The sequence below is a fragment of the Bauldia sp. genome (assembly GCF_965232525.1).
Taxonomy (GTDB): domain Bacteria; phylum Pseudomonadota; class Alphaproteobacteria; order Rhizobiales; family Kaistiaceae; genus Bauldia.
Map to the genome: position 1 here is coordinate 1,249,455 of NZ_OZ246980.1, position 26,169 is coordinate 1,275,623.

Genomic DNA, 26,169 nt, shown 5'->3' on the forward strand with positions numbered 1-26,169 from the left:
GCCGATAACGCGGCCCGAATCAAATCGCCCTCCGGTTTCTGCCAGGGCAGCCTATCTGTTCCCAAGGAAACGTCCGCTTTGACCTGGACTCCACCACCATTCCCGCCACGAACACCGATCGCTGGCCGGTACGCCCGCCTCGAGCCGTTTTCGTTGCGAGACCATACGACTGGCCTGCACGCAGCCTATTCGGAGGACGCGACCGGCGAGCTTTGGCGGTTCCTAGGCGCGGGTCCGTTTGCCGATGAAGCGGCCTTCCGCGCCCATGCCGAGACGACCATGACCGGGGACGATCCCCTGACCTTCGCGATATTGGATGCGGCAACTGGCGAGGGACTGGGACAGGCGGCGCTGATGCGGATCGAGCCGGCGCATGGAGTGATTGAGGTCGGCGCGATCACCTTCTCGCCGAGGCTGAAGCGAACGCGAAGCGCCACGGAAGCTATTTATCTGTTCGCACACCGGGTGTTCGACGAGCTCGGCTATCGCCGTTTCGAATGGAAGTGCAACAACGACAACGCGGCGTCGAAACGCGCCGCGGGCCGCTTCGGGTTTACAGCGGAAGGGGTCTTCCGGCAGCATATGATGGTGAAGGGGGCGAACCGGGATACCGCGTGGTTTTCCATGCTCGACAGCGAGTGGCCGGCCCGCAAGGCCGCCTTCGAGACCTGGCTCGATCCGTCGAACTTCGACGCGACGGGCCGGCAACGGACCAGTCTGTCGTCGCTGATGGGAGCCTTGGTCGCGTCGTGATGCGGATCGCCGCCAGTCTTGTCGTCGGAGCCATTGCGTGGGCTACGCCAGCGGTCGCGGAGCCGCTGACCCTGGCGCCGTTCAAGGATGAGTTGTTCGCCTACCCGAAGATTCTCGACCAAAGCGACGGCGGTGACGTACTTCTGGTCGAGTACGATCAGAAGCGCGATCTCGACCAGCGCGACATCACCCGGCGCCTCAAGGTTGACCCGAAATACGTCTCGCTCGAAACCCAGGCGGTCGAGCAGGATCTGGTCATCCGCAATGGTCGGCGACGGGTCCGCCATGTGGCGGTGGGTAACACTGGACCCGGCGCCTCGGCGATCGTCATTTTCCTCCACGGTCGCGGCGCCGACCGCAAGGCCGGTGCCAACGACTGGATTCACGGCGGCAACTTCAACCGGCTGAAGAACCTGATGATGCGGAGCGGCGGCCTCTACCTGTCACCCGATTTCGCTGACTTCGGCCGGCGCGGCGCTTCCGACATCAAGACGCTGCTGCTCCACTATGCCAACCAGTCACCGGGCGCCCCGGTGGTACTCGGTTGCGCGTCGTGGGGCGGTAGGGTCTGCTGGCGCCTGATGAACGATCCGGAAGTGACGTCGCGGATCACTGGTCTCGTCTTCCTGGATTCGGCGACCGACCGCGACTTCCTGAGCAAGCTCGCGGCCCTGCCGCACGACTCTCGCCCGGCGATCCATATTTCGAACACCCGCGCCGATCGGCTGATGGGCTACAAGTCGCAGCTCGATTTCTATCGCCGGCTCAAGGCGGCAGCCTCCGACTATCCCATCCGCGTCGTCAATTTCAGTTCCGGAACCCACGGCATCTCGCTGCGGATGACCGACTGGCGTCAGGTTCTCAACTGGATGTTCGCATCCAAAACCGGCTGACATGTCACCGCTTGACCGGTCCGTGCCGGTGCACCATGGTCCGCGCCGCGCAACCGACAAGAATGAACGGGGGTTTCCGATGGATCGTCTCAAGGGCAAACGTGCGTTTCTCACTGCCGCCGGCGCCGGTATCGGCCGGGCGACGGCGGAAGCTTTCGCTGCCGAAGGGGCCGAGGTCATCGCCACCGACCTCAACCCCGACCTGCTGGTCGATCTTCGCGACCGCGGTGTCGCCGAGACCGCAACGCTGGACGTTCGCGACACGGAAGCCATCAATACGGCCGCGGAAGCCGTCGGTCCGGTCGACGTGCTGTTCAACTGCGCTGGCTTCGTCCATCACGGCACTGTTCTGACCACTACCGATGAGGACTGGGACTTCTCGTTCGACATCAACGCCAAGGCGATGCACCGGACGATCCGGGCGTTCCTGCCGGGGATGCTGGAACGCGGCAGCGGCTCGATTGTCAACATCTCGTCGGGCGCGTCCTCGGTTCGCGGCATCCCGAATCGCTATGTGTATGGCGCGTCCAAGGCTGCCGTCGTTGGGCTCACCAAGGCGGTTGCCGCCGACTTCATCCGCCAGGGCATCCGTGCCAATGCCATCTGTCCGGGCACAATCCAGTCGCCGTCGCTCGATGGGCGGATCGCCGCCCTGGCTGAGGAAAGCGGCAAGCCGGAGGCCGAGGTACGGCAGGCATTCGTCGATCGCCAGCCGATGGGTCGACTTGGCACGGCCGAAGAGATCGCGGCGCTGGCAGTATACCTTGCCGGCGACGAGTCGGCCTACACCACCGGCCAGATCTTCCTCGCCGACGGCGGTTTCGCTCTCTAGCTTACGCCCTCTGGACAGGTTCACGTCTTCGCAGCAATCTCTCCTTTGGCGAAAAAGGCGAGGGAGGGGGACGATGACCGCAAGGATTTTGCTGACTGCCGCGATTGCCGCGGCCGGGCTCAGTGCTGGACCGGCGTTCGCCGACGACGATTGGGCCGGCTTGTACACGGCGATCGACGGCAAAGATGGCTCGGTCGATCGACTGTCGATTGTGCCGAATAGCAACGGCACCTTCACTATTCACATGACGTCAACCGGCCTCAGCCTTTGTGCTGACGCCGGTGACAACACCGCGGGATGGATCAATGCGACCGGGCGGTTGGCTGGCAAGGCATTGCTCCGCGAGCACGTAAGGGTGACCTGCGCCGCCACAGGCGAGAGCCGGGATATCGCCAGTTCCCGCTATGCGATCCACGAAGTCAACGATGACATCCTGATGATGCGAGCCCCCGACGACGGACGCGCCCTCTATTACCACCGCGTGAGCGACGACTGACGCCGAGACCTAGGGTGTCCACAGTCGGGTCACGTCAAAGGCGTGGACGTCGTGGCACAGGTTGACGAAGGCGGCTGCCTGGTGATCCACCACCGCCTTACCCTTTTCGGCGGTGGCGGCGGCCGCATTGCCGACGGTGCCGTGCGGATTGAGATCTTGCGCCTTCCAGCCGAACTGGACCGGCCCGTGGCCGCGCAGGTGGTCGAACTCGTCGATGAAGTCGAGCTGGGTTGAGCGGAAGTCAGTCGCTTGCTCCATGCGCACCAGGTCGGGGCGCAGGTGGAGCATCATCGAGGTCTCGATGTCGCCGCCATGGATGCCGTAAAGATCCTCTTCCGGCTCGGACGTGCCCACCGGCTGGCCGAAGCGCGCCCAGGCGGTGGCAACCACCAGGATGTCGTGCCGCACCCGTAGTTCGCGCGCGACGATGTCGACCATCGGCACGTTGCCGCCATGGGCGTTGACCACGATCAGTTTGCGGACTCCCGCCCGGTGCACACTGTCGCCGATGTCGAGCCAGTATTTTGTCGTCGTTTCCCAAGTTGAGGTCAGCGTTCCCGGTGACGAGATATGCTCGTTCGACTTGCCGACCGCCTGGACCGGGAGGAAAGTAACCGGCAAGTCGTCTGGCAGGAACGCGATCGACCGGGCGATCAGCCCCTCCGCGATCGCGGTGTCGGTCGCGACCGGGAGATGCGGACCGTGCTGCTCGATGGCGGCGACGGGAAGAACCGCTATCCACGACGCGGTGTCGCCATCGGCGAAGTCGCGTGTGGTCATGTCCTGCCAATGTCGGGTGGGAAGCATGGTATGGCTCTGCTGAGATGTCCGGTGAGCGGGTCGACGTTAAGCCGGGAGCGGTCGGTTGAACAACACGATAATCTATCTGACCGGTCACGCCGGCGTCGGCAAGTTGACGGTTGCCCAGGCGATTGCCGAATCGACCGGCGCCCGGATCGTCGACAATCACGCGGTCAACAACCCGATCTTCCGGCTGATTCGGCTTTACCGGAACGAGCCGCTGCCCGATGCCGTCTGGGATCGCGTTGAGGAAGTGCGGGCCGCGGTTCTGGAGACGATTGCCACGTTATCGCCGGCGGACTGGAGCTTCGTCTTCACCCATGTTGCCCTGGACCATCCCGACGATATCGCGGTCTATCACGCGATCCGCCGCACGGCCGAACGCCGCGACGCCCGCTTTCTCCCGGTTCGGCTCACATGCGATCTCGACGAGTTGATCCGGCGCATCGCCATGCCCGAGCGCCGGGCGTTGCTGAAGGATATTTCACCAGCCAACGCCAGGGAGGACTATCAGAAACCATTGCTGGCGCTCGACGAACCGGACGCCGTTGACCTCGACATCACGCGCATCGACCCGACTGAGGCTGCAAACCGGATTGTTGCTGCTGCTGAGCGCTGAAAGAGGCGAGGTGTCGACTCAAGCGTCGGCGTATGCGTGCGCCAGTCCGGGGATATCCCAACCGGCCCGGGTCGCGCCTGCCTGATACGCGCTGTCCATGAAGTCGAGCAGCGCTTGGGCCGGATTGTCGGCGGAGCGCATTTGGTCGTAGGCGAGGATCGCCATCGCGCCGCCATTTTTTTCGACCCAAAGAGCCCTATCGGGTTTGAGTGGCGCGTCCTTGAGCCCCGGCGGTTCGGGGTAGGTGTAGGAATAGAATGCCGGCGCCGGTGCGGTATCGTCGCCGGGCCAGAAGCCGAAGCTGATCACCTCGTGCGAATAGGCTTCCCGATCCGACTGCGTGCGTGCGTTCTCCAGTGGCGCCGCGCGGCCCGAGAACCGGGTCAGCACCAGGTCGAAGCTGTGCCAATAAAGGTGAACCGGCGTCGATTTGCCGGCGAAGCGACCGCGGTAGATCTCCATGATCGTGCTCGCGGCACTGATCACCTGCCAGAAGCGATGGACCGCATCCGTGTCGTAGGCCGCGTGTTCGGTGTCGTTGCCGAACGGAACGGTGCTCTTGTTGTCGTAGGGCTCAGCCAGAATCGGGACATCGATCCCGAGGCGATGCAATGTCTCTATCAGTGCCGTGTAGAAGGTCGCGACCGATTGGCCCGGGATGTCGAAAGATTCGAGATCGCCGTCGCTGGTGGTGATGACCACCCTGTGGTCGATCACATCGAGCAGAATCTCGAAGCTGCCGTTGCCGTAGGGAATACGGCCAGTGGTGAGTCCGCGCACCGAGGGGTAGAGCGTCACGTGCCACCAGTGGTTCAGCTTCGGGTGGGCCTTCAGCCGGATCTTGCCGATGATCTGGCAGAACAGGTGCAGCGTCTCCTTCGTCGAGACCCATTCGTCGTAGGGGAGCGGCGGCAGCGGCGGGGCCTGTTTGGCTTCGAGCGGCATACGAGTCCTTACGTTGGGCGGCTGGATGTCACTCCGGCGTGTTGCCGTAGTACTCGTAGGTGGCGGTCAGGATGCGTTCGCGCAAGGCCTCGATGTCGACGCCATCCTCCTCGACCCGGAAGCGTCCGGTCTCGTCCAGGCTCGCGATGGCGAGAGCGCCATACATGAACTTCAGCCCGGCCTTGTTGATGGGGCAGACCATGACGCCGCCGTCGCCGGGGATTTCGCCGCCTTCAGGAACGCTCAAGCCAACATAGTTGCCGCCGGCCAAGGCACCGCTAATGCCGGCCGGTTCGGCGATCTGTACCGTTACGCCCGCGGTTGATCGTGCCTGATAGGCGTGGATGTAGTTCGCCTTGGCCTTCATCGCCATGATCAGGTCGGGGCGAAACGTCGAGGAGGTGATCACCAGTGGGATGAATCGTTGGGAATCGAGGAACAGGATTCCGGCCGGACGATCCTGCGCCTCCATTTCGGCGATGTATTCTTCCGCCACTTCGTTGAGGGCGCGATGAAAAGCCTTCTCCAGCGCCGGGTCCTGGATGACATGGTTCCAATGATCAATCTGGGCGAAGGCGCCTCCGCCGGTCAGGACGACAGCGCCGAGCACGATGACGAGTTGGCGAATTATGTGAACCACTTGCGTGCTCCAGTGCTTCGGTTTGGAGCCGACCCGATTTGGTCGGCGATCCAGGACCTTACCGAGGTTTCACGCCGCGGTACAAACCCGGAGCACTATCAAAAGGTCTCTAGAAATCGCCTGGCAGCTTCGCCATGCTCGAAACGCAGCCGATCGACGTCGACGCCGATAGGCATGCCATCTTCGACCTGCCATTTGCCGGCGATCATCACCCGGTCGGCAGCATAGGCGCCGCACATGACCAGCGCGGCGATCGGGTCGTGGGCGCCTGAAAAGCGCAACTCATCCAGCGTGTAGAAGGCGAGGTCGGCCTGCATGCCGGCGGCAATCGCTCCGACATCGGTGCGGCCGAGGCAGCGCGCCGATCCTTCCGTTGCCCAGCGGAACGCGTCGAGCGGCGTGACTGTCGCCGCATCGTAGGTCAGCCGGTTGATCATCAGCGCGTGACGCACGCTCTCCATCAGATTCGAATTGTCATTGGAGGCGGAACCGTCGACTCCGAGTCCTACCGGGCTCCCCGCTTCCTCCAGCTCCTTGGTGCGGCATTGGCCGGAGGCCAGCGTCATGTTCGACGTCGGGCAATGGCACACCCCGACGTGATGGCGCCCCAGCCTCCGGACTTCCTGGTCATTGAAGTGGATGCCGTGGGCGAGCCACACCCGATCGGAGAGCCAGCCGCACTCCTCGAGATAGTCGAGCGGCCGGCAGCCGAAATGGGAGAGGCAGTACTCGTCCTCATCATGGGTCTCGGCGAGGTGGGTATGGAGCTTGCAATCGAACCGCTCGGCGAGGCCGACTGTATCGACCATCAGTCTTTTGGTCACGGTGAACGGGGCGCAGGGGGCGAGCGCCACCTGGAGCATCGCGCCCTCGTCTGGGTCATGGTAGCGCGACAAGATCCGCTCGCAGTCGGCAAGGATGGTGTCTTCGTCCTGGACTACCGTGTCCGGGGGCAGCCCACCGTCCTTGATGGACAAATTCATCGAGCCGCGAGTGAGGGTCATCCGGATGCCGAGCCGCTCCGCCTCCTCCGCCTGGACATCCATGGCGTCCTCAAGGCCAGCGGGGAACAGGTAGTGGTGGTCGGAGACGCAGGTGCAACCCGACAGCAGTAGTTCGGTCAGCGATAGCCGCGTCGCGAGCCGGAATCCCTCCGGCGTGACGTTGCGCGCCCAGATCGGGTAGAGCGCCTCCAGCCAGGGAAACAGCTCCTTGTTGATCCCTTCCGGATGGGCACGGGTCAGTGTCTGGAAGAAATGATGGTGGGTGTTGATGAGGCCGGGGATGATCACGTGTCGCCCGGCATCGAAGGTCTTGTCGACCGGACGCCCGGGGGTTGCGCCGCGACCCACGAGCTCGGCGATCCGTCCATCCTCGACAACGACACCGCGCTCGGCGCCGAACGCAAGAATAGCCAGCGGGTCCTTGATCCACAGACGCATGGGTTTGCCGGCTAACTCCAGACCTGTGGCCGGGGGCAACGAACGGCGCCGCGAACACTATCGTTCATCGGCGGCTCCCGCGGCGACAACCTCGACCTCAACCAGGAATTCCGGTCGCGCGAAGCCCGAGACGATCATCAGCGTCGAGGCCGGTGGCGGATCGGCGACATAGCGATCGCGAACCGCCATGTAGCCCGGGAGATGCTCCCGGTCCGTCACATAAGCGTTGATTCGCACGATGTCGGCCAAGGTCATGCCACCAGCGCCCAGGATCGCGCGGACGTTCTCGAAACAGCGGACGGTTTGCTCCTCGACGGTGTCCGGGATCGAGTCGTCGGGCCTTACGCCAAGCTGGCCGGAGCAGAACAGGAGCCGGCTCGCGGCCTGTACTTCGATGCCATGGCTGTAGAGGGCAAACGGAGGGCGGATCACCTCCGGGTTGTGCGGCGTCAACATGATGCGCACGCTACGACTCCGGCCTGTGTGATGACAAGAGAGGCAGCGTCGATAAACGCGCCAGTGCCGCCGCTTTCTTGTGCATCGCCATTGCCCTACATTACCGCGCGGGTGTCATGTCGCGCCCTCAGTCGAAGCTTCGTCGGTTGCTACGGAGGTAGCGGATTTGGCATGCGGCTTGCGTGACATGTTGGAAAAGCCGGGCCGTTGCACGTTCGGTTTCGTGGGCATCAGGCCCGCCAAAACAACGTCGTGCGGCGTCAAGGACGTCGCCGATTATCGAGGAGTGCGAGGACAACATGACGAAAGTTCACAGTCTGACCGTCGGGCTGGCTGCAAGCCTTGCGGTCGCTTTGGCCGGACCGGCCGCCGCCGAGGAGCTCGATGCGGTCTCGTTCGGGACGAACTGGCTGGCGCAGGCCGAGCACGGCGGCTTCTATCAGGCGGTCGCCGATGGCACTTACGAGGCGCACGGTCTTGACGTGACCATCGTTCAGGGCGGACCGAATGCGGCTAATCAGGCCCTGCTGATGGCGGATCGGATCCAGTTCTACATGCAGGGCAACCTGATTGGCTCTTTCTCAGCGGCCGAGCAGGATATTCCGGTCGTCGCCGTCGCAGCGATCTTCCAGAAAGACCCGCAGGTCCTCATCGCTCACCCCGATTCGGGCGTCGAAACCTTTGCCGATCTCGCCAAGCTGCCGACGATCTTCATGGGCAAGGATCTGTTCAGCACCGGTTTCCAGTGGATGAAGGCGGCTTTCCCCGGCTTCAGGGACGAACAGATCAAGCCATACACGTTCAACCCGGCGCCGTTCCTGGCGGACAAGATGTCGGCGCAGCAGGGTTATATCACCTCCGAGCCCTATGCGATCGAGCGGGAGGGCGGCTTCGTGCCTGAGCTCTTCCTGATGGCCGATGCCGGTTTCGACACGCCGTCGACGATGATCGAGGTGAAGGCCGACTACATCGCGGCCAACCGCGACGTCGTCCAGCGCTTCGTCGATGCGTCGATCATCGGCTGGTACAACTATCTCTATGGCGACAACACCGCCGCCAACGACCTGATCAAGCAGGACAATCCGGAGATGACCGACGGTCAGATCGCCTTCAGCATCGAGCAGATGCGCGACTTCGGGCTGATCGACTCGGGCGCCGCCGAGACTGGTGGAATCGGTTGTTTGTCGATGGAGCAGGTTAGGAGCTTCCACGAAAAGATGGTCGAAGCGGGGGTCGTCCAAGCGGACATCGACTACGCCAAGGTCGCCGACGATGGCTTCGCCTGCAAGAACGTCGGCGCCGAGCTGAAATCTGAGTAACCCGGAGACCGGGATCGGTTGGTGCCGGCCTCGGCCGGCGCCGGCATCGATGGATCGGTCTGACGGCCGCAATTTAAGCTGAATGGAGTGATCACGTGAGTGATGTCGCGCTCGCGCCTGCACCGACCGGGCCAACGGACGCGCAGACAATCGTCTCGCTTAACGGTGTGTCGAAGGTCTTCTCCAACGGCACCGTCGCGCTTTCGGATATGTCGCTCGACGTCCGGCGGGGCGAGTTCGTCAGCCTGCTGGGGCCATCCGGCTGCGGCAAGTCGACGGTTCTTCGCATCATCGCTGGGCTGGGCGATGCTACCTCCGGCTCGGTCGGCTGGCCTGATCGTTCCAATGGTTCGGGCAACGCGGACCGCGAGATCGGCTTCGTCTTCCAGGAGCCAACCCTGATGCCCTGGGCGACGGTGTTCAATAATGTCTGGCTGCCCTTGCGCCTCAAGGGCGTTTCCAAATCGGCTGCGCGCGGCGACGTTACGGAAGCCCTGGGCCAGGTCGGTTTGAGCAAGTTCGCGGACTCCTATCCGCGCGAACTCTCCGGCGGCATGAAGATGCGGGTTTCGATCGCCCGGGCCCTGATCACACGGCCGAAGCTTCTGTTAATGGACGAGCCGTTCGCGGCGCTCGACGAGATCACCCGCTTCAAGCTCAACAACGACCTCCTCCAGTTGTGGGAGACGTTCGGCTGGACGGTGATCTTCGTGACTCATTCGGTGTTCGAGTCGGTCTATCTATCCAGCCGCATTGTCGTCATGGCGGCGCGACCCGGTCGTGTGTTCGACGAGATGTCCATCGACGCTCCCTATCCGCGGAATGAAGATTTCAGGACCTCGGCCGCTTATGCCGAGGACTGCCGCAAGACGTCGGCGATGCTGCACGCCGCCATGGAGGACAGCGGGCACCCATGACCGCGACCGAGGCCCAGAACGGCGATATCGTCGATGCGGCGGCGGATGATCCGCCGGACATCAGGCTGCCGCGGAAGCCGGCGCCGCGGAAGCCGTCGACGCGGCTGGTTCGGTATCTCGTTCCGGTGATCATGCTGGTGCTGCTGATCTTCGTTTGGCAGGTCTATGTGACCGTCAACGAGGTTCCCCACTACATCCTGCCCAGCCCGGTTCGGGTTGCCGAAGCGCTGATCACCGACTGGCAGGTGCTGTTGTCGGCGCTTTGGATCACAGTCGAGATCACCTTCACCGCCCTGCTGATTGCTCTGGTCGGAGGAGTCGCGTTGGCGATCCTGATGGCGCAATCGCGCTGGATCGAGCTGGCGCTTTACCCCTATGCGGTTATTCTGCAGGTGACCCCGATCATCGCCATCGCGCCGCTCATTCTGATCTATGCCCCGACCACCCAGAGCGCGATCCTGATCTGCGCCTGGATCGTCGCGTTCTTTCCCGTTCTGTCGAATACGACACAGGGGCTGCGCAGCACCGATCACAATCTGCTCAACCTGTTCGAGTTGTACGGCGCGAGCCGGTGGCAGACCCTGATCCACCTCCAGCTCCCGAGCGCGTTGCCCTATTTCCTGGCTGGACTGCGGATCGCCGGTGGACTGGCGTTGATTGCCGCTGTCGTCGGCGAGTTTGCTGCGGGCACCGCGGGAGCGGGCTCCGGACTGGCATTCCGTCTGCTGGAGTCCCAATATCGGCTCAACATCCCGCGTCTGTTCGGGGCGCTGGTCCTCCTGTCGCTAACCGGCATCCTGATCTTCTTCGCCACCAGCCTGGTGTCGCATCTCCTCTTACGCAAATGGCACGAGAGTGCCGTTCGCCGCGAGAACTGAGCCATGGATCTGGGTTTCGCCGCGCTTCCGCACTCGCCGCGTTTCGCGATCGTCAACACCCGCGTTCCCGCCGTTCTTCTCAGTGAGTTTCCAGACCCGCCGGATGGCGAGGGACTCGCGGCCGTCGATATCGTCGTCAACGACGGCGTGATCGAATCAGTGAATCCGCCCGGAAGTCAGCGCGACTTCCCCCATGTCGATCTCGACTGGGGGATGACCTGGCCGACCTTCGTCGACATGCACACCCATATCGACAAGGGCCATATCTGGCCGCGGCAGCCCAACCCGGACGGCACCTTCGACGGTGCGATCGAGGCCACCCATGCTGACCGGAGTGCTCGGTGGTCGGCATCGGACGTCTCCCGGCGCATGGATTTCAGCTTGCGAACCGCTTACGCGCACGGCACGTCGCTGCTGCGCACGCATCTTGATTCCGCGCCACCCCAGCATCGCATTTCATGGCCGGTCTTCGCGGAGATGCGGGACAAATGGGCGGATCGGATCGCACTTCAGGCTGTTTCGCTGCTGGCGATCGACCACATGCAGGACGCCACCATTGCCGACGAAATCGTCGACACGGTCGCCGAGTATGGCGGTGTTCTCGGCGTGGTCACCTTCATGGTGCCTGACCTCGACAAGACCCTCGACGACATCATGCGCAGGGCCGCGGATCGCGGGCTCGACCTCGATTTCCACGTTGACGAAAGCGCCGATCCGAACGCGCGCTCGCTGCACCACATCGCCGAAGCGGCGATCCGCAACAACTTCCCGGGCCGGATTGTCGCCGGACACTGCTGTTCGCTGGCGCGGCAACCGGAGCCAGACGCCGAAGCCACTATGGCGCGCGTGGCTGAGGCCGGCATTTCCGTCGTCTCGCTGCCTATGTGCAACATGTACCTCCAAGGTCGCCGCGCCGGGGCGACGCCTTATTGGCGCGGAACGACCCTCGTCCACGAACTCGCGGCGCGGGATGTGCCGGTGGCGATCGCATCGGACAACACCCGCGATCCCTTCTATGCCTACGGCGACATGGACATGATCGAGGTGCTTCGCGAGGCGGTGCGTATCCTTCACCTCGATCACCCGATTGGCGGTTGGGCGGATCGGATCGCGAAAGTGCCAGCGGACATCATCAGCGACAGCGATCACGGCCGCATTGCCATCGGTCGGCCGGCTGATCTTGTGCTGTTCCGGGCGCGCACCTGGACCGAACTGCTGTCACGGCCGCAGGCTGACCGCACTGTCTTGCGCGACGGATTGGCGATCGACCGCACGCTGCCCGACTACCGCGAACTCGACGATTTGATGGGCAACGCGTGATGCCTGTCCGCCTTGTTTGGCATCAACGACGCCACGGGCCGTCTCGCATAGAATCCCTGATGGAGCTGCTCTGATGAACGCAATCGACCTCGACCAGCTGAAGTCCGCGCTCGACGGGATTCACGTGGAAGACAATGCCGCGATCGTCAAACAGAAGAGCCGCGACTTCTTCTGGTATTCCCCTGTGCTCAAGCGCGAACTCGATCACGTCACCGGCGATCTTGTCGTTTCACCTAAAAACGAGGCCGAGGTGGTGCAGGTTCTCAAGACCTGCTTCGACCTTGGCGTGCCGGTCACTCCACGCGGCGCCGGCACGGGCAACTACGGCCAGGCGATGCCGCTTTCGGGTGGCGTTGTGCTCAGCCTCAGTGAAATGAACGCGGTAACGAGGATTGAGCGCGGTTGGGCGGTCGCCGAGGCGGGCGCCGTGCTCGCCGACATCGACCGAAAGACCCGCGAGACCGGTCAGGAGCTGCGGATGTTCCCATCGACCTATCACACGGCCTCGATCGGGGGCTTCATCGCCGGTGGGTCGGGAGGGATCGGATCCATCAACTGGGGCGGCTTGCGCGATGTCGGCAACGTTATCAGGCTTCGCGTGGTCACCATGGAAGCTGAGCCGCGCGTACTCGAGCTTGAGGGCGATGATCTCCAGAAGGTCATGCACGCATACGGAACCAACGGCATCATCACCGAAGTCACCATTCCGTTGGATGCGGCCTATGACTGGGTCGATGTGATCGTTGGTTTCGACGACTACATGGACGCGGTCCGGTTCGCGGACCTGATGGCCAACCAGGATGGCCTGCTCTTCAAGGAGATCGCTGCCGTCGCCGCTCCAGTGCCGCACGACTACTTTCTGCGTCACAAGAAGCTTCTAAAGGAGACCGACTCGGTGGTGCTGCTATTGGCGGCGCCGCACGCGATGACGCCGTTCGCGGCGCTTGCCGCCCGCGAGAAGGCGCAGATCCGCTATCGATCGGACACGGCGACGGATGAAGAGAAGAAGGGCCTGCCGCCCGTCTACGAGCTTTCCTGGAACCACACGACGCTGCGCGGCCTCCGGGTTGACCCGACAATCACCTACCTGCAGGTCCTTCACCGCTCGCCGAACCATCTCGACACGGTTCAGCGGATGACGGAACTGCTTGGCGATGAGGTTCCGGGTCACCTCGAATTCGTCCGCTTCGACGGCGCGGTGGTCTGCATGGGCCTGCCGATCGTTCGGTTCACCACCGAAGAGCGGCTGGACGAGATCATCCGTCTCCACGAAGACAACGGCTGCATCATCTTCAATCCGCACCGCTACACCCTCGAGGAGGGTGGGATGAAGCAAACCGATGCCGTGCAGCTTGCCTTCAAGCGCGAAGCCGACCCGAACGGTTTGCTCAATCCCGGCAAGATGGTGGCTTGGGAGAACCCGGATTTCGATTGGGATACTGATCAGGTTTATCTGTTTCCGGGCTTGCAGGACGCCCGCTGAGTCCTCATGACAATTGTCGAAACACCCGCTCTCGTTATCGCGAGCGCCTCGTTCGTTCATTTCCCGGCGCCAGTCGTACCAGTCCCAACAAGAAACATGGCCTGAGATGCGCATTCTCGTCGTTTACGCCCACCCGGTCGAAACCAGCTTCAACGCGGTGACCCACCGAACGGTCGTCGATAACCTGAAGGCCGCCGGCCACGTGATCGACGATTGCGATCTCTACGCGGAGGGGTTCAACCCGGTGATGGGTCGGGAGGAGCGGATTAACTACCACGACGAGGCGATTTGCCAGGTGCCGGTCCAGTCCTACGTCGACCGGCTGCTGGCGGCGGAAGCGCTCGTACTTGTCCACCCAGTCTGGAACTTCGGTTACCCGGCTATCCTTAAGGGGTTCATGGACCGCGTTCTGGTGCCCGGTGTCGCGTTCCGCCTGATTGACGGCAACGTCAAGCCGCACCTTTTCAACATCCGTAAACTCGGAGCCGTCGTCACCTATGGCAGCAGCCGCCTCCGTGCAACGCTGCTCGGCGATCCCCCGCGGCGGCTTACCAAACGGGCGCTGCGCGCCATCATTCATCCGATGGCCCGAACCGTCTATCTGCCGCTCTACGACATGAACCGAAACACCGAATCGACCCGAACCGCCTTCGTTGAAAAGGTGGCTGCAACCATGCGCAGCTTCTGACGCCAGGGTCGATGGCAACTGTCATCACACCGACACGTTTTTCACTTAGTCGCATAATTTATGGGGTTCGATCATCGTCGCACGGTTACGTTCCGCCTCGCTCAGGCCGCGCACGTCTACCGCGTCCGCGCCGGGAGCCGCCTGTCGCGCATCGAACTACACTCCGGTCAAGAGAATCTGCTGAAGGCTCTTGAAGCCAAGGATGGCCAATCGATGAGCGATCTGGCCAGCGCGCTCGGCGTGCAGCCGCCTACAGTTACCAAGATGATCGCTCGTTTGGCGGCTCAGGACTACGTCGAACGGAAGGCCTCGAAAGGGGACGGGCGTCAGGCCCTCGTCTTCCTCACCGATCGGGGTCGCAAAGCGATCGGTTCCATCGACAAGGTCTGGAAGCGTATCGAGAAGGATGCGCTCGCCGGGATCGACGATAAGGATCGCAAGCGTCTTCGCAAGCTCCTGCGCCAGGTCGAGCGCAACCTCGGTGCGGCCGCCAACGGTGACGACAAGGAATTTGTCGAGGACGGTGCCGGCAAGGCCTCTGCCTGAAAGCTTTCCCGACCGAATCGTCCGCACCAGCGCGAACCTGTGGTCTGATCGGCTGTGGCGTCGCACGGCCTTCTCGAACGCCTTTTCCGCGAAAGCCGGTGAAATAGCGGCGGCGTTGCACTAGGATCGCGAGCCGTTCAGACAGGGGGACTCGCCGCATGGCCAATCACTATGACTTCACGAACCGCGCTGCGGTCGTCACCGGCGGCGCACAGGGTATTGGCCGTGCGGTGGTGGAGCGTTTGTTGGCCGGGGGCGCCCGTGTCGCGATCTGGGACCGGGATGAGGTGCGGGCCCGGGAGACCGCCGAAGCGTTGGCGGGCGGGGGCGAGGTTATCGCGGTCGGGGCCGATGTTGCCGACTATGGATCGGTCGAAGACGCCTGCGGCAACACGCTGGAAGCCTTCGGTCAGATTGATATCCTGGTCAACAGCGCCGGGATCGCCGGCGACCCGAAAACGCTTTGGGACTATGAGCCGGATCACTGGGCTCAGGTCATCGACGTCAACCTCAACGGCCAGTTCAACTGCTGTAAGGCCGTCCTGCCGGGCATGATCGAGCGCAATTATGGGCGGATCGCCAACATCGCTTCGATCGCCGGTAAGGAGGGCAATCCCAACGCCGCGGCCTACTCCGCGTCCAAGGCCGGCGTGATCGGCATGACCAAATCACTCGGCAAGGAAACCGCCGCCCACGACATCTCGGTCAATGCGATCAGCCCGGCCGTGGCCAAGACCAAGATCCTGGAGCAGGTGAATCAGGAGCACATCGATTACATGGTCGCCAAGATACCGCGCGGACGCCTCGTACTCGTGGAGGAGATTGCCGCGACGATCGCCTTCATGGTTTCCGACGATTGTTCCTTCACCACCGGTTTCACGTTCGACATTTCGGGGGGACGGGCCACCTACTAGGGCCGCGGAAGGGATTGGCGATACCATCCGACTCGGACGGAGAGGCAACCCGTCGGCTCCAGGGAATCGCGCTGATTTGCGGCGCGGTCCTGATGTTCACGCTGCTCGATACCGCGGCGAAATACCTGACCGCGTTTCTGCCGGCGCTGGAAATCGCCTGGATTCGCTTCGTCGGTCATGCGGTGTTTGCCTTCCTGGTCCTGCGGCCATGGCGGAAACCGTCGCTCTACCGAACCCAACGACCGGTCGCTCAGATCATCCGGTCGACGTTCCTGTTTTCCTCCACGGTCTTCAACTTCCTCGCCATTCGCACGCTCCAGCTCGATCAGACCGCATCGATAATGTTCGCGGCCGTCTTCGTCATGGCAGCGTTATCCGGGCCGCTGCTCGGCGAATGGGTCGGTCCCCGCCGCTGGGTGGCCGTTGTGGTCGGCTTCATCGGCGTCCTGGTGGTGATCCGGCCGGGAACCGAAGCTTTCGAGCCGGCGATGCTTTACTCCATCGCCGCCATGCTGTCGGTCTCCGGCTACATGCTGATCACCCGTCATCTCGCCGCGACCGATTCGGCCGAAGGCATGATCCTGTTCTCGGCGCTCGTTCCATCCGTGCTGCTCGCCCCGATAGCGCTGCCGACGGCGGAGTGGCCGCAATCGGCGACAGTTGCCATCGTGCTGGTGTGCACCGGCATCATCGGTGGCATTGGCCATTGGATGCTGATCCACGCCCATCGCTTGGCGCCAACGCCGGTTCTGTCGCCGTTCCTGTATACGCAGTTGCTGTGGATGACCCTTGCCGGCTATGTATTCTTCGATCAGCTGCCGGACCGGTCTACCCTGTTCGGCGCCGCGCTGATCATCGGCAGCGCGCTTTACATCCTCTATCGTGAACGGGTGCGCGGCAGTGCGTAGGCTGCTGCGCGACGAGAAAGCGGGGCGTCCATGGAAAAAGTCGATATCTTGGTGCTGGGCGGACTGCACGACACCACCCTGAAGACGCTGGTGCGTCACGCCCACGTACATCTGGCGCTAGACGAGACCCACCTCGAGAAGGCTCTGACCGATCACGGCGACGCCATTCGCGGTATCGCCCGCGGCGGCCATCTGGGTGTCGATCAGGCTTTGCTCGAGCGGCTGCCGAACCTCGAGATCGTCGCCAATTTCGGCGTCGGCTATGACGGGATCGATCTCAAGCGAGCAGCAGAGCGCCAGATTGTCGTGACCAATACGCCGGATGTGCTGACCGAGGAGGTGGCCGACACGGCGCTCGGACTGCTCCTCAACACGGCGCGCGAACTGCCGGCGGCCGAGACCTATCTGCGTGCCGGCCGGTGGGTCGGCGAGGGCGCCTACCCGCTGACCGGTACGTTGCGCAATCGCACCGTCGGCATCGTTGGCCTCGGTCGGATTGGTCTGGCGATCGCCCGGCGGCTGGACGCGATGACGGTGCCAGTCGTCTATCACACTCGTCGCGAACGTCCGGACGCGCCTTACCGCTACTACGATGATCTGACCGAGATGGCCGCCGCCGTCGATACGCTGATGGTTGTCGTCCCCGGAACGCCGGAAACCGCCGGTATGATCAATGCCGGCGTTCTTGAGGCATTGGGACCCGAGGGAATCATCGTCAACGTCGGTCGCGGCTCCGCGATTGACGAACCGGCGCTTATCGCGGCGCTGGCGGGGCGCACTATCCGCGCGGCGGGGCTCGATGTCTTCGCGGACGAGCCTAACGTCCCGGAAGAATTGCTCGCGCTGGACAATGCCGTACTGTTGCCTCACGTCGGTTCCGCATCGATCCACACCCGCGATGCCATGGGACAGCTGATGATTGACAACCTTGTGGCTTGGTTCGATGGCAAGCCGCCGTTGACCCCGGTTCCGGAGACGCCGGTGCCGCCCCGCGACTGAAGTGGGTAGCGATGACGCGCCGATCAGGCGACGAAGTTGCCGTCAAGCTCGTCCTCGATGTGGATCCGGATGTTTTCCTCGAAGCGCGCTTCGGCCTGGAACCCGAGCGCGAGGGCCCGCTGCGGGTCGAACCGCTGCGGCCAGCCCTTGACGATACCCATGATCATCTCGTCGGGTTCGTGACGGATCCGCTTGACCACGTTGTCGCCGGCAACCTTGCGCAGCGCGTCGATCTGCTCGCCGACCGTAACTGAAATACCCGGCATTGTGAGATTGCGGCGCGGGCCGATCGCTTCGCCGTCAAGCGTCGCTGCATGGATGAGAAAGTTGACCGCTGACCGCGGACTCGCGTGCCAATGCCGCGTCTCCTCCGATACCGGCAGGACGGCTTCCTTGCCGGCGAGCGGTTCGCGGATGATGTTTGAGAAGAACCCGCTCGCCGCCTTGTTCGGCTTACCTGGGCGTACGCTGATGGTTGGAAGGCGGATCCCGACGCCATCCATGAAGCCACGTCGCGTGTAGTCGGCAAGCAGCAACTCGCCGATCGTCTTCTGAGTCCCGTAGGAGGTGAGCGGCGTGAGGTGGAAATCGTCTGGGATAGCCTCGGGGAACGGCGCACCGAACACGCCGATCGACGACGTGAACACCACGCGGGGAACATAGTGATTGCTGAACGCCTGGACCGCGTCGAACAGGCCACGGGTCCCGTCGAGATTGACGCGGTAGCCCTTCTCGAAGTCGGTCTCGGCTTCCCCGGAGACGATGGCCGCCAGGTGAAAAATCACATCAGGCCGCGGTGCGACGAGCGAAGCGCCGACTCCAGGTGCGGACAGGTCCGTTGCGATCGTTTCGATTTCGAAGGGAGCATCCGCCGGCGGCGTCGGTTCGACAACATCGACCAAGGTTACCTTGGCGATGGCTTTTTCGCCGAGTTGGCCGTCTTCGGCCAGTCGGGTGGCGAGTTTTGAGCCGACCATCCCGCCCGCGCCGATGATTGTCACATGCATTTCGTTGCTCCCCTTTTTTCTTTGTGTCCGTGACGGAACCGATTTGGCTCGAATCGACGGCGGAACCGTTATACAGCGTGGCAGCGTCGTGACGAGCGGCCGATCAACAAGTAGGGGGCGCAATGAGCAAGACAATTGTCATCACCGGCGGGGCTAGGGGAATCGGGGCGGCGGCAGCCCGCCTTGGGGGGCGACGCGGTTGGTCGATCGCGTTCAACTATGCCGGGAACGACGAAGCTGCGGCGGCAACCGGCGCGGCAGTCGAGGCGGCTGGCGGTCGCGCAATGGCGATCAAAGGCAATGTTGCCGAAGAGAGCGACGTCGCTGAGCTGTTCGATCGCGCGGCCGAGGCGTTCGGGTCGATTGACGGGGTCGTCAACAACGCGGGCATCATCCTGCCCGCATCGCCCTTCGCGGATATGGCCATCGATCGCTTTCCGGTCGATCATCGATGTCAACGTACTGGGCGCGTTTCTGGTCGCCCGCGAGGCGGCACGACGTCTGCCCTGGAACCGTGGCGGCAAGGGTGGCGCCATCGTCAACCTCTCCTCGGCAGCGGTCAAACTTGGCGCGCCGAACGAGTTCGTGGACTACGCGGGGACCAAGGGAACCCTCGAACCGCTGACGATCGGCCTCGCCAAAGAACTCGGCGGAGAAGGCGTGCGGGTCAATGCGGTCCGACCCGGGCTGATCGACACGGACATCCACGCCGATGCCGGCTCGCCGGATCGCGCGGAACGACTCGGCGTCACCACGCCGCTTGGCCGCGCCGGCACCGCAGAGGAGGTGGCCGAGGCGATTGTGTGGCTGCTGTCGGATGAGTCATCCTATGTGACCGGCTCGGTTCTGGAGGTAACAGGCGGCCGGTAGGAGAAACACGGTCGATGATGGCGTTGGGGGCTGACTGGGACGGATGGGGTTGAGAACCGGAAGCGCAACGCTCGCGCTTGCCGTTGCGGCCTGGATCGCGGTCCCATCGGCTCTCGCGGCGAAGACGCTGGTATACTGCGCGCCCGGCAGCCCGGAGGGCTTCGATCCGGCACCCTTCAGCCTCGATACAACCCTCGACGTCTCGGCCGCGCTCTACGATGGGTTGGTGCGCTTCAAACCCGGCACAGCCACGGTTGAGCCGGCGCTGGCCTCCGAGTGGGAAGTTTCCGACAACGGGCTCGAATACACCTTCCGCCTCCGACCCGACGTGGCGTTCCATGACACCGAGACTTTCACGCCGACCCGGCCGCTAAACGCCGACGATGTGATCTTCAGCTTCGAGCGCCAATGGAGGCCGGATCATCCCTATTACGACTATGGCGGCGGTACCTGGCCCTATTTCTCCGGCCTGTCGATGCCGGAAGTCCTTCGGGACATCCGCAGGCAGGACGATGCGACTGTCGTCTTTGTGTTGAATCGTCCCCAGTCCGCGTTCCTTTCCAATCTGGCGCTCGGTTTCGCCTCGATCCTGTCGAAAGAGTACGCCGACGTCTTATTTGAATTGGACGAACGGCAACGGTTGAGCGAGGCCCCGGTGGGCACTGGTCCGTTTCGGTATGTCGACCACGAGGAAGGCATCGCCACCCGACTTGCCGCCAACCCCGATTACTGGAATGGGGCGCCTCCTCTCGATTCATTGGTCTTTGCGACGACGCCGGATTCGGACGTAAGGGTCGCGCGCTTGCTTGCCGACAACTGCCATGTTGCGGCTGCGCCGTCTTCCGCTGATCTCGAATCGCTGCCCGTGGACGCTGACGCAACTGTCGTGCAGAGCCCCGGTGCGATGGTCACTTACCTGGCTTACAACACCACCCAGCCACCCTTCGATCGTGCCGAGGTGCGCCGCGCCCTCAACCGAGCAGTGGACAAACAGGCGATCGTTGAGGCCGTGTTCGGCGGTCAGGCGATTCCGGCCGACACGCCTATCCCCCCGGGTTTGGTTCCGGACAGCGCCGATCTGTCGGTGCCCGGCTATGACCCGGATGCCGCACGGACCGCGTTAGCGGATGCCGGTGCTGGCAACGTTTCGCTGCGTTTGCTGCCGTTGCACGCGGCGCGGCCGTTCAATCCCGATCCGATCCGGACGGCTGAGATGATCCAGGCCGATCTGGAAGCAATCGGTGTCGATGTGACGGTTGTGGAGACAGATTTGAGCGGTTTTGTCGAGCAATCCATCGATCCGGAGAATGACAGCGCGGTTCTGTTTGGGTGGACCGCGGCAAATGGTGACCCGGACGGGTTTCTGGCCGCACCTCTTGGCTGTGATGCGAGGGGCATCTCGAATCGGGCCGAGTGGTGTAGTCCGCGATTCGAGGCGCTGCTCCGCCGCGGGCAAGCGTTGCCGCCCGGTCCGGATCGCGACGCGGTCTACGCCGAAGCCCTCACGATCTTCGTCGATGAGGCGCCATGGTTGCCAATCGCCCACGCGACGGTCACGGCGGCGGTCTCCGACCGGGTCCGGGGCTTCGTCGTCGATCCCATGGGGCGCTATCGCTTCCAGTCGGTCGACCTCGCGGAGGAGTGATCAGGCTGGTGATGTCGATGGCACCGATAGACCCTACGTCACCGGACAGCCGATCTCGGAGGTGCTGATGACCGACAAAGCCAGCGCGACGACCGATACGACCTCGGAGCCGCAAGGCGCCGGGCCGATCGATCCGGGTGTCCGGATCGGTCACGTCCACCTCAAGGTCGCCGACCTCGAGCGGTCGCTGGGGTTCTATTGCGGTGTTCTCGGTTTTGAACTGATGCAGCGCTACGGCGAGCAGGCGGCGTTCGTCTCGGCTGGCGGCTATCACCACCACATCGCCATCAACACCTGGGAGAGCCTTGGTGCCGCTCCGCCGCCGCGCCGGTCCACCGGTCTGTTCCACTTGGCGATCGTCTATCCGGACCGCGCTGCGCTGGCGGACGCGTTGCGTCGCCTCATGAACTCAGGGATTCCGCTGGATGGCGCCAGCGATCACGGCGTCAGCGAGGCGCTCTACCTGCGCGATCCGGACGGCAACGGCGTCGAGCTCTATGTCGACCGCCCGCGCGAGGCGTGGCCGCGAGACCCAAACGGGTCGCTGGCGATGGTCACCGAGCGCCTCGACGTCGACGCCCTGCTTGCCGAAAGATAGAAGCGCCGACCAACCTCCCGACATGGCATTGCCGGCATCGGTCGCTTATATCGAGCAGCGGTGCGTTCTGCGCCGTTCCCGCTGCGGAGACCCTCCATGGCTGACCCCCAGATCCCCGTCACCGTGCTCACCGGCTACCTCGGCGCCGGAAAGACGACGCTGCTCAACCGCATCCTCTCCGAGAACCACGGCAAGACCTACGCGGTCGTCGTCAACGAGTTCGGCGAGATTGGCATCGACAACGACCTGATCGTCGAGTCCGACGAAGAGGTCTACGAGATGAATAATGGCTGCATCTGCTGCACGGTGCGGGGCGACCTGATCCGGGTGGTCGAGGGGCTGATGAAACGGCCCGGTCGGTTCGACGGCATCCTGATCGAGACCACCGGTCTCGCCGATCCGTCGCCCGTCGCCCAGACCTTCTTCATGGACGACGACGTCCGCGCCAAGGCAAAACTCGACGCCGTGGTCGTGATCGTCGATGCCAAGCACCTGACCGCCCGGTTGAGCGACAGCCCCGAAGCCGAGAACCAGATCGGTTTCGCTGACGTGATTCTTCTCAACAAGACAGACCTGGTTTCGCCAGAGGAACTTGCCGAGGTCGAGCGCCGCATCCGGGCGATCAACCGCCACGCCATCGTCCATCACACCGAACGCTGCGCGATCCCCCTTGACCGGGTGATCGACCGCGGTGCGTTTCAGCTCGATCGCATCCTGTCACTCGATCCGGATTTCCTCGAAGGCAGCGATCACGACCACCATCACGACGGCGGGGATCATGATCATGACCATCATCATGATGATGACCATCACCACCGGCACGACCCGTCGGTGACCAGCCTGTCGCTCCGCGCCGGCGCTCTCGATCCCAACCTGTTTTTCCCGTGGATCCAGCAGATCACCCAGGCCTTCGGCCCCGACATCTTGCGGCTCAAGGGCATCATTGCTTTCAAGGACGATCCGGACCGATACGTCGTCCAGGGTATTCACATGATCGTCGAGGGCGATCACCAGCGCCCTTGGAAGGACGACGAGTCGCACGACAGTCGCCTCGTCTTCATCGGCCGCAACCTCGACGTCGATCTGCTCACCGCCGGCTTCGGCGCCTGCGCGGCCAAATAGGTGCGTCGGCGGCTGGCATGCGCTTCGTCAACCCGATTCCGTTTGTACGGGACATCACCGTCTCGAAGGCTTTTTACCGCGACATCCTCGGTCTCACCGTCACCGTGGAACATGACAACTTTGTCCAGTTTCAAGGCAATTTCGCCATTCATGACGGCACCGCGTTGGCACAGATGGTGTGGGAAGGCTCAGGAGGCGAGGCTCCAGACACCTACGGTCTTCGCAATCTGCTTCTCTATTTCGAGGACGACGACATCGATGCCCGCTTCGATGCTCTGAAGGATCAGGTTGAATTGATCCATGGCCTGGAACGACAGGCGTGGGGACAGCGGGTCTTCCGTTTCTATGATCCAGATGGCCATGCCATCGAGATCGGCGAGCCGATGTCGTGAAGCCGGACATGGCCTTCGGCGCCTACGTGGTAGACGCCGCCTTTCTTGGCGACACCGTGGCGTTCGCTCTGGGCGATGGCTCTGTCCGGATGGTCGACGCCGAGGTCGCGCGGATCGTTGGCGTCCACGACGGCGCGATCCTCGCCGCCACGCCGACCACTGACGGCAAGAGCATTGTCACTGGTGGCGACGACGGCCTGATCGCGGCCACCAGCGCTGACGGCACGGTCACCACCATGGCCAAACACACCGGCAAGTGGATTGACCGTCTAGCGACTGGGTCCGGCGAGGCCATCGCCTATGCCCTTGGCCGTCAGGTGGTTGTCTTGCTGTCGGAAGAGCGCGAGAAGGCACTGGATCTCCCTCACGCCGCGGGCGGTCTGGCGTTCGCGTCCAAAGGCTTACGCCTCGCGATTGCCCGCTACAACGGCGTGACCCTGTGGTGGCCGGGCACCGAGGCCGAGCCGACCGAACTTGCCTGGGACGGTCCGCACATCGCCGCGTCGTTTTCGCCGGATGGCAAGTACCTGGTCACAGCCATGCAGGAAAACCAGCTCCACGGTTGGCGGCTGAGCGACGGCAAGGACATGCGGATGAGCGGCTACCCGGCCAAACCCCGCTCACTGTCTTGGTCGGCAAAGGGCCGTTTCCTGGTCACCTCGGGCGCTAACGCCGCCGTGCTCTGGCCGTTCCATCTCAAGGACGGCCCGCAGGGCAAGCCACCGCTTCAGGTCGGCTCGCGCGACGTGTTGGTCACACAGGTCGCCTGCCATCCGCGCAAGGAACGGGTGGCCATCGGCTACAAGGATGGGTTGGTAGCCGTCGCCGATTTCGTCGAGACGGCTGGACCGGGCGCGCGGTACCAGATCGATGGTCCGATCACCGCGCTGGCCTGGAGCCGGCGTGGCGATCGGCTGGCGTATGGCAGCGAGACCGGGGCTGCCGGTGTAGTCGAACTGATCGAGTGACAGTGCGGTCCCGACAAGACACGTGTGAAGGCAGAGACCATGGCGACGATAGACAAACCGCGGGTCGTGATTGTCGGTGCGGGCTTCGGCGGGCTCGCCTGCGCGCGGCGGCTGGGCGGTGCCGATTTCCCGGTCACCGTCGTCGACCGGCACAACTATCACCTGTTCGTACCGTTGCTCTATCAGGTGGCCACCGCCGCCCTGTCGCCGGCTGACATCGCCCGGCCGATCCGCCGTATGCTCGCCCGCTATCGCAACATCGATGTCGTGCTCGACGAAGTGACGGGTGTCGATATGGATCGGCGGTGTCTCGCCCTTGCGCGCGAGGGCGAGCAGCCGTTCGACTATCTGATTCTTGCCGCCGGATCATCATACAGCTACTTCGGTCATGACGACTGGGCTGCGGCAGCGCCCGGTCCGCGCACGATTGAGGACGCCCGTGCCATCCGTGCCAGATTGCTGCTCGCTTTCGAGCAGGCGGAGACGTGTTCCGATCCGGTCGAGCGCGAACGATTGCTGACCACCGTGATCATCGGCGGCGGGCCGACCGGCGTTGAGATGGCCGGTGCCGTCGCTGAACTCACCCGCCATTCCCTCGCCCGCGACTTCCGCCATATCGACCCCGCCGCCGCGACAATCCTGTTGCTTGAGGCCGGTCCGCGGCTCCTGCCGTCCTTCCCCGAGTCGTTGTCGACCTACGCGGAGAAGGCGCTCACCCGCCTCGGCGTGACGGTGATGACCGATACGGCCGTCGAGGATGTCACGCCGGACTCGGTGACCATCGGCGGCGCGCTCCGGCCGGCCGGCTGTATCGTCTGGGGAGCCGGCGTCAAGGCCGCGCCGATCGCGGGATGGCTCGGCCTGAATGGCGACCGCCAAGGCCGGATAACGGTCGAAGCCGATCTTTCGGTCACCGGCCTCGACCGGGTCTTCGTCGTTGGCGACTGCGCGGCTTCACCTGGGCCCAATGACCGACCGCTGCCGGCACTTGCTCAGGTAGCGCATCAGCAGGGACTCCATCTCGGTCGCGACCTGCGGCGCCACATTGGCGGGGGCAAGCCACTGACCTCGTTCCGTTTCCGCAATCGCGGCGATGCGGCGATGGTTGGTCGCAATGCGGCCGTCTTCGATTTCGGCTGGCTGACGCTCAAAGGCCGCCTCGGCTGGCTCCTATGGGCGCTCGTTCACATTTATCTGCTCACCGGCTTCGAGAACCGGTTGATGGTCGCGTTGAAATGGCTGTGGCTTTACATCAGCTACGAGAGCGGTGCCCGGCTGATCACTGGGGAGACAAGTCGGTCCAGCTAGCGCCAACACGCGCGTTCCCCAGTTCCGGGTCTACTGCGTGTATTGGCGCGACTCGCTAACCTTCTGCATAGTCAGATAATTGGCTAGATACTTCGGCCAGAAGCGGTTCGGCCGAAAGGGAGGGCTAAGACGATGACTGATAAGGGCAACGAGGAGATCAAGCGGGTCACCGAAGACGCGGAAGAAGGTCTCCATGGTCGCGTCGACGATCCCGACACGCCGCCGGAGACAGGACCGATCGAGGCTGGCCCGGTCGATGCGGGGCCAACAGGCTTGCGCGATGACGGGATTCGTCGTCCCGAATCGGGCAACCGTATCGTCCTGATCGGCGGCACAGCGCTGGTCGTGATCGTTGTGGTGATTCTGGTCGGGGTGTTGCTTTGACCACTTGTCGCGAGGGTACGGCTTGT

The 26,169-nt window shown here is 63.4% G+C and carries 28 protein-coding genes and 1 pseudogene; 23 read left to right on the forward strand and 6 right to left on the reverse strand.

Annotation, left to right across the window (positions count from 1 at the left end; all coding sequences use genetic code 11):
• The first annotated feature begins 78 nt into the window (after window positions 1–78).
• The 4 genes from ACO076_RS05950 to ACO076_RS05965 all read left to right on the forward strand — a co-directional run bounded on the left by ACO076_RS05950 (window position 79) and on the right by ACO076_RS05965 (window position 2,974).
• Window positions 79–753, forward strand: a complete 675-nt coding sequence (locus ACO076_RS05950; protein WP_421725809.1) for a GNAT family N-acetyltransferase — start codon at window positions 79–81, stop codon at window positions 751–753.
• Window positions 753–1,646, forward strand: a complete 894-nt coding sequence (locus tag ACO076_RS05955) for an alpha/beta fold hydrolase (RefSeq protein ID WP_421726679.1) — start codon at window positions 753–755, stop codon at window positions 1,644–1,646. Before ACO076_RS05950 ends, ACO076_RS05955 begins: the two co-directional genes overlap by 1 nt.
• Window positions 1,647–1,725: 79 nt before the next feature.
• On the forward strand, window positions 1,726–2,478 hold the full coding sequence (locus ACO076_RS05960) for an SDR family oxidoreductase (protein WP_421725810.1): 753 nt from the start codon (window positions 1,726–1,728) through the stop codon (window positions 2,476–2,478).
• Between the two features lie 73 nt (window positions 2,479–2,551).
• Window positions 2,552–2,974: a hypothetical protein gene (locus tag ACO076_RS05965; protein ID WP_421725811.1), complete on the forward strand. Its 423-nt coding sequence runs from the start codon at window positions 2,552–2,554 to the stop codon at window positions 2,972–2,974.
• Between the two features lie 9 nt (window positions 2,975–2,983).
• Here the strand turns inward: ACO076_RS05965 and ACO076_RS05970 are convergent, their stop codons facing one another.
• A complete protein-coding gene (locus ACO076_RS05970; RefSeq protein ID WP_421725812.1) occupies window positions 2,984–3,781 on the reverse strand; it encodes a creatininase family protein in 798 nt (265 codons plus the stop codon).
• A 58-nt stretch (window positions 3,782–3,839) separates the two neighbouring features.
• On the opposite strand from ACO076_RS05970, the gene ACO076_RS05975 reads away from it, so the two are divergent.
• Entirely contained in the window at window positions 3,840–4,394 is a 555-nt protein-coding gene (locus tag ACO076_RS05975) for an AAA family ATPase (RefSeq protein WP_421725813.1), read from the forward strand.
• Between the two features lie 18 nt (window positions 4,395–4,412).
• Here ACO076_RS05975 and ACO076_RS05980 read toward each other — a convergent pair whose 3' ends face one another.
• The 4 genes from ACO076_RS05980 to ACO076_RS05995 all read right to left on the reverse strand — a co-directional run bounded on the left by ACO076_RS05980 (window position 4,413) and on the right by ACO076_RS05995 (window position 7,877).
• Complete coding sequence (locus tag ACO076_RS05980; RefSeq protein ID WP_421725814.1) at window positions 4,413–5,339, reverse strand: DUF5996 family protein; 927 nt, start codon at window positions 5,337–5,339, stop codon at window positions 4,413–4,415.
• Between the two features lie 28 nt (window positions 5,340–5,367).
• A complete protein-coding gene (locus ACO076_RS05985) occupies window positions 5,368–5,979 on the reverse strand; it encodes a hypothetical protein (protein ID WP_421725815.1) in 612 nt (203 codons plus the stop codon).
• A 98-nt stretch (window positions 5,980–6,077) separates the two neighbouring features.
• Entirely contained in the window at window positions 6,078–7,421 is a 1,344-nt protein-coding gene (locus ACO076_RS05990) for an 8-oxoguanine deaminase (RefSeq protein ID WP_421725816.1), read from the reverse strand.
• Between the two features lie 57 nt (window positions 7,422–7,478).
• Window positions 7,479–7,877 (reverse strand): RidA family protein, encoded by a 399-nt coding sequence (locus tag ACO076_RS05995; RefSeq protein WP_421726680.1) that lies wholly within the window; start codon window positions 7,875–7,877, stop codon window positions 7,479–7,481.
• A gap of 299 nt (window positions 7,878–8,176) precedes the next feature.
• Between ACO076_RS05995 and ACO076_RS06000 the strand changes: the two genes are divergently transcribed.
• The 10 genes from ACO076_RS06000 (at window position 8,177) to ACO076_RS06045 (ending at window position 17,849) form a co-directional block, all read left to right on the forward strand.
• Window positions 8,177–9,196: an ABC transporter substrate-binding protein gene (locus ACO076_RS06000; RefSeq protein ID WP_421725817.1), complete on the forward strand. Its 1,020-nt coding sequence runs from the start codon at window positions 8,177–8,179 to the stop codon at window positions 9,194–9,196.
• Window positions 9,197–9,291: 95 nt separating this feature from the next.
• Window positions 9,292–10,113: an ABC transporter ATP-binding protein gene (locus ACO076_RS06005; RefSeq protein WP_421725818.1), complete on the forward strand. Its 822-nt coding sequence runs from the start codon at window positions 9,292–9,294 to the stop codon at window positions 10,111–10,113.
• Window positions 10,110–10,991 (forward strand): ABC transporter permease, encoded by an 882-nt coding sequence (locus tag ACO076_RS06010; protein ID WP_421725819.1) that lies wholly within the window; start codon window positions 10,110–10,112, stop codon window positions 10,989–10,991. The genes ACO076_RS06005 and ACO076_RS06010 overlap by 4 nt, the downstream gene beginning before the upstream one ends.
• A gap of 3 nt (window positions 10,992–10,994) precedes the next feature.
• Window positions 10,995–12,311, forward strand: a complete 1,317-nt coding sequence (locus tag ACO076_RS06015; RefSeq protein WP_421725820.1) for a cytosine deaminase — start codon at window positions 10,995–10,997, stop codon at window positions 12,309–12,311.
• Between the two features lie 73 nt (window positions 12,312–12,384).
• Window positions 12,385–13,794 (forward strand): FAD-binding oxidoreductase, encoded by a 1,410-nt coding sequence (locus ACO076_RS06020; protein WP_421725821.1) that lies wholly within the window; start codon window positions 12,385–12,387, stop codon window positions 13,792–13,794.
• Window positions 13,795–13,900: 106 nt separating this feature from the next.
• A complete protein-coding gene (locus ACO076_RS06025) occupies window positions 13,901–14,482 on the forward strand; it encodes an NAD(P)H-dependent oxidoreductase (RefSeq protein WP_421725822.1) in 582 nt (193 codons plus the stop codon).
• Between the two features lie 60 nt (window positions 14,483–14,542).
• On the forward strand, window positions 14,543–15,028 hold the full coding sequence (locus ACO076_RS06030) for a MarR family winged helix-turn-helix transcriptional regulator (RefSeq protein ID WP_421725823.1): 486 nt from the start codon (window positions 14,543–14,545) through the stop codon (window positions 15,026–15,028).
• A 158-nt stretch (window positions 15,029–15,186) separates the two neighbouring features.
• Window positions 15,187–15,942 (forward strand): SDR family NAD(P)-dependent oxidoreductase, encoded by a 756-nt coding sequence (locus ACO076_RS06035; protein ID WP_421725824.1) that lies wholly within the window; start codon window positions 15,187–15,189, stop codon window positions 15,940–15,942.
• 14 nt (window positions 15,943–15,956) lie between these two features.
• Window positions 15,957–16,850 (forward strand): DMT family transporter, encoded by an 894-nt coding sequence (locus ACO076_RS06040; RefSeq protein WP_421725825.1) that lies wholly within the window; start codon window positions 15,957–15,959, stop codon window positions 16,848–16,850.
• Between the two features lie 30 nt (window positions 16,851–16,880).
• Complete coding sequence (locus ACO076_RS06045; protein WP_421725826.1) at window positions 16,881–17,849, forward strand: 2-hydroxyacid dehydrogenase; 969 nt, start codon at window positions 16,881–16,883, stop codon at window positions 17,847–17,849.
• A 23-nt stretch (window positions 17,850–17,872) separates the two neighbouring features.
• Here ACO076_RS06045 and denD read toward each other — a convergent pair whose 3' ends face one another.
• The gene (gene denD, locus ACO076_RS06050) at window positions 17,873–18,856 is read right to left on the reverse strand and encodes a D-erythronate dehydrogenase (RefSeq protein WP_421726681.1); all 984 of its coding nucleotides are present in this window, start codon (window positions 18,854–18,856) and stop codon (window positions 17,873–17,875) included.
• Between the two features lie 122 nt (window positions 18,857–18,978).
• Here denD and ACO076_RS06055 point away from each other — a divergent pair.
• The 8 genes and pseudogenes from ACO076_RS06055 (at window position 18,979) to ACO076_RS06090 (ending at window position 26,143) form a co-directional block, all read left to right on the forward strand.
• A pseudogene (locus ACO076_RS06055) lies at window positions 18,979–19,726 on the forward strand (SDR family oxidoreductase).
• Between the two features lie 43 nt (window positions 19,727–19,769).
• On the forward strand, window positions 19,770–21,371 hold the full coding sequence (locus ACO076_RS06060; RefSeq protein ID WP_421725827.1) for an ABC transporter substrate-binding protein: 1,602 nt from the start codon (window positions 19,770–19,772) through the stop codon (window positions 21,369–21,371).
• A 67-nt stretch (window positions 21,372–21,438) separates the two neighbouring features.
• On the forward strand, window positions 21,439–21,969 hold the full coding sequence (locus tag ACO076_RS06065) for a VOC family protein (protein WP_421725828.1): 531 nt from the start codon (window positions 21,439–21,441) through the stop codon (window positions 21,967–21,969).
• Between the two features lie 96 nt (window positions 21,970–22,065).
• Window positions 22,066–23,091, forward strand: a complete 1,026-nt coding sequence (locus ACO076_RS06070; RefSeq protein WP_421725829.1) for a CobW family GTP-binding protein — start codon at window positions 22,066–22,068, stop codon at window positions 23,089–23,091.
• Window positions 23,092–23,108: 17 nt separating this feature from the next.
• Window positions 23,109–23,483 (forward strand): VOC family protein, encoded by a 375-nt coding sequence (locus ACO076_RS06075; protein ID WP_421725830.1) that lies wholly within the window; start codon window positions 23,109–23,111, stop codon window positions 23,481–23,483.
• Window positions 23,480–24,451 carry a WD40 repeat domain-containing protein gene (locus ACO076_RS06080; RefSeq protein ID WP_421725831.1) on the forward strand — a complete coding sequence of 324 codons (972 nt, stop codon included), beginning with the start codon at window positions 23,480–23,482 and terminating at the stop codon, window positions 24,449–24,451. The genes ACO076_RS06075 and ACO076_RS06080 overlap by 4 nt, the downstream gene beginning before the upstream one ends.
• Window positions 24,452–24,490: 39 nt before the next feature.
• Window positions 24,491–25,759, forward strand: coding sequence for an NAD(P)/FAD-dependent oxidoreductase (locus tag ACO076_RS06085; RefSeq protein WP_421725832.1), 1,269 nt, complete (start codon window positions 24,491–24,493; stop codon window positions 25,757–25,759).
• A gap of 132 nt (window positions 25,760–25,891) precedes the next feature.
• Window positions 25,892–26,143 (forward strand): hypothetical protein, encoded by a 252-nt coding sequence (locus tag ACO076_RS06090; protein WP_421725833.1) that lies wholly within the window; start codon window positions 25,892–25,894, stop codon window positions 26,141–26,143.
• Window positions 26,144–26,169 lie beyond the last annotated feature (26 nt).